The 3,077-nt window shown below is 65.7% G+C and carries 3 protein-coding genes; all 3 read right to left on the bottom strand.

Translation table 11 applies throughout. The features are described from left to right. Nucleotides 1–973: LCP family protein (locus tag ACE3UY_RS14800; RefSeq protein WP_374688275.1), on the bottom strand; the 973-nt coding region annotated here is incomplete at its 3' end. A 42-nt stretch (nucleotides 974–1,015) separates the two neighbouring features. Beyond that, nucleotides 1,016–1,918, bottom strand: coding sequence for an ABC transporter permease (locus ACE3UY_RS14805; RefSeq protein ID WP_374688276.1), 903 nt, complete (start codon nucleotides 1,916–1,918; stop codon nucleotides 1,016–1,018). 120 nt (nucleotides 1,919–2,038) lie between these two features. Next, nucleotides 2,039–3,077, bottom strand: a 1,039-nt coding sequence (locus tag ACE3UY_RS14810; protein ID WP_374688277.1) for a glycosyltransferase, incomplete at its 5' end; no start/stop codon positions are given.

A 3,077-nucleotide genomic window follows, 5' to 3' on the forward strand; every position in this document is an offset into this window, starting at 1 on the left:
CGCGAGCCACCAGGCCCAGATCAACGCTCTGGTTGAGCATCGCTTGCAGCAGTTGTTGCTGGCGGCGGCCACGGTCGTAGTCGGTCGTCGTCAGACGCGAGCGGGCATACCACAGGGCCAAATCGCCGTCCATCTGGTGGATGCCCGCTTCCAGCTTGAAGCGCTCCCAGTTCTCCTCCAGCAACGGATCGAGTTCTGGCGACTTGAGCCGCCAATCCTCCAGCGGGCAACTGACGGCCATCTCCACCCCGCCCAGCAAGTCAACGATCTGCTTGAAACCGTCGAAGTCCACCTGGGCGTAGTAGTGGATGGGGATGCCAAAGTTGTAGAGAATGGCCTGCTTCAGCAGGTCGGGACCGCCCAGGGTGACAGCCGTGTTCAGCCGGCTCATGATCCGGCCGGGCAGATAGACGTAGAGGTCGCGCGGCAGGGAGATCATCGAAGCCGTATGCGCCTCGCGGTTGACGGACACGATGATCATCGTATCGGTGCGCGTCTCGCTGCTGCCGTCGGCGTTGGCGTCCTTGCCCAGCAGCAGGATGTTGGTCGTCCCCTCGGGCATCTCGAAGGTGGGCACAGGCGACGGAATGGCCGTCGGCGGCGTGGGCACACCCTCGCGCATGGAGCCTGTCCCCTGGATGACCGAGGTGGGGTCTACCTGGGGCACACTGGTTGGCGTCGCCGTGGATTGGGGCGTGGGGGTCGGCCGGGGCGTGGCGGTGTCAGCCGGGGCGGGCGTGGCCGGTTCTGAGCGGGTGGCGGCCGTGGTGGTCTCGGCCGCTGGAGTCAGCGTCGTCGTAGCCTCAGACTCCGGCGTGGTCGCTGCGCTCGTTGCCTCATCGGTGGGGGCGGCGGTCTGCGTCGGGAAGGGCGTCACCTGAGCCGTGGAACTCGGCCCGCCGCAGGCGGCCAGCGCCACAACCAACAGGCCGGCCAGAAAAAATAACAGGCGAAAGGGATGGGTCTGCTTCATGATCGGTACGAGGAGCGGAGCAGATGGCAGCGGATCGCCCGACTAGAGCTTCTCCCCAAAGAGCGGGTTGAGCCGGGTGAAGACGGTGTAACCCACGATCAGGACGATCACCGCCGTCACGAACGTCCGTACGAGGTAGGCGGGGTTCATGCCCACCGGGCCGTTGCTGCCATAAGTGCCCCATAACACGGTACGGTAGCCGTCGATGATGGAGGCCATCGGGTTGAGCCAACGCATGACCTGCGCCGGCACAAAGGTGATGCCCAGGATGGTGGCCGAGTTGCCAAACATCTCCAGCGAATAGAAGACGGGCGTCAGGAAGAACCAGGCCAGCGTGACCACTTCCAGAATCATCAACACGTCGCGATAGAAGACAGTCAGGCTGCCCAGCAGCAGGCAAAGGCCCAGGGTGAAGATCAACTGGGTGAGCAGCAGCACCGGAACCCATAGCGCGTGCACCGTCAGGCCGATGCCGAAGACGTACAGAAAGACAATGAGCACCAGGAAGGCGAAGAAGAAGTTGACCAGGTTCGACAGCAGGGCCGAGGCGGGCAACAGTTCGCGCGGGAAGTAGACCTTCTTCACCAGCGCCGAATTGCCCGTCACCGACACCGTGCCGCTGACCAGCGCGCCGCTGAAGAAGTTCCAGGGGATGAGGCCGGTCAGCACGAAGATCGGGTACTGCCGGATCTGGCCGTTAGCCATTACACTGAACAGGACGGTGAATACGCCCATCAGGAACAACGGATTCAGGATGCTCCACAGAATGCCGAGGACGGAGTTCTTGTAGCGCGCCTTCAGATCGCGGACGACCAGATTGCGCAACAGGTAGCGGTACTGGCGCAACTCTCGCAGCTTGAGCCGCCAGTCGCCACCCCGCTGATCGGCGTTGTAGATATAAACGGGCGTGTCGCCGCCGGAGGGCGGTCGGGTCTCGGAGGTCATGTGTGTTGCCTGGTCTCCCACCGCGCCGGGTGGGCGCGGCGAATGCCGCTTCTATGCGGCAACGGCTTTTGATTATAGCGCGTTTCGTTGATTAGGAGAATAGGACGCTGATGAGCGTCATCAGCGTTCCATTACTTCTGCGTAGAGCGCCAACAACCGCTCGCAATGGTCGGCCAGCATCGCCACGGGCCGGATACCAGCGCGCAGAGCCTCGACGCGCTTGCGATCCTCCGCCAGCGCCCGCAGTATCTCGGCCAGCGCGCCCTCGTCCCCCGGCGGGAAGAGGAGGCCATCCACGCCGTCGCGCACCACCTCCGGCATGACCCCAATGCGCGAGGCGACGACCGGTACGCCGGCGGCAAACGCCTCATGCGCCACGATCGAATACGTCTCGTACCACAGGGTGGGCACAACCAGTACGTCCAGCCCGCCCAACGCCGGCCAAAACGCTGGCCGCGCCAGACGCCCCTCGAAGCGGATGCCGGGATGAGCCGCCATGCGCCGCAGCTCCGCCGTGTAGTCGGGGAAGGCGTCCAGATCGCCGTAGATCGACAACGCGACGGTTCCAGCCGGCAGCCGGTTCACCGCGCCGACGAGGACGTGGACGCCCTTCTGCGCGCTCAGGCCGCCAATGTAGCCGATGCGCAGCGGGGCAGAAGAGGCCGGCGAGACGCCGGCGATCCGGGCGCGTTGGGCCGCGTGGGCCGCGGCCAACTCCTCGGCCGTCACGTCGATGCCCAGCGGCCAGACGCGTACCGCGCCGGTCGGGAAGCCCATGCCGGCATAAGCGCGGCGGGCGAAATCAGTAGAGGCCAGAACGGCCGCCGCCCCCTCATAGACGCGGCGCAACAGCCGGCCGCGTCGGGCCATCAGCGGGGCCACGACCGGGGCCAGCCGCGCCAGGCCCCCTACCCCGGCGCGCGCCAGCGCGCAGCGGCCACAGTTGATGTAGCGCGCGTCCGGCCCGGCGCACAGGCTGCTGTCGTCGTTAGTCAGCAGTTGGGCGTTGGCGCAGCCATACCAGTAGTCGTGCAAGGTGATGACGTAAGGAATGCCGGCGGCGTCGATCCGCTCCACCAACGCTATGGGCAGGCCCATCAGGTGTTGCAGGTGGATGACGTCAGGCCGCTCGGCCGCCAGCGCTTCCTCGAATGCCTCC

The sequence above is a fragment of the Promineifilum sp. (SeqCode) genome, from assembly GCF_041918635.1.
GTDB lineage: Bacteria > Chloroflexota > Anaerolineae > Promineifilales > Promineifilaceae > Promineifilum.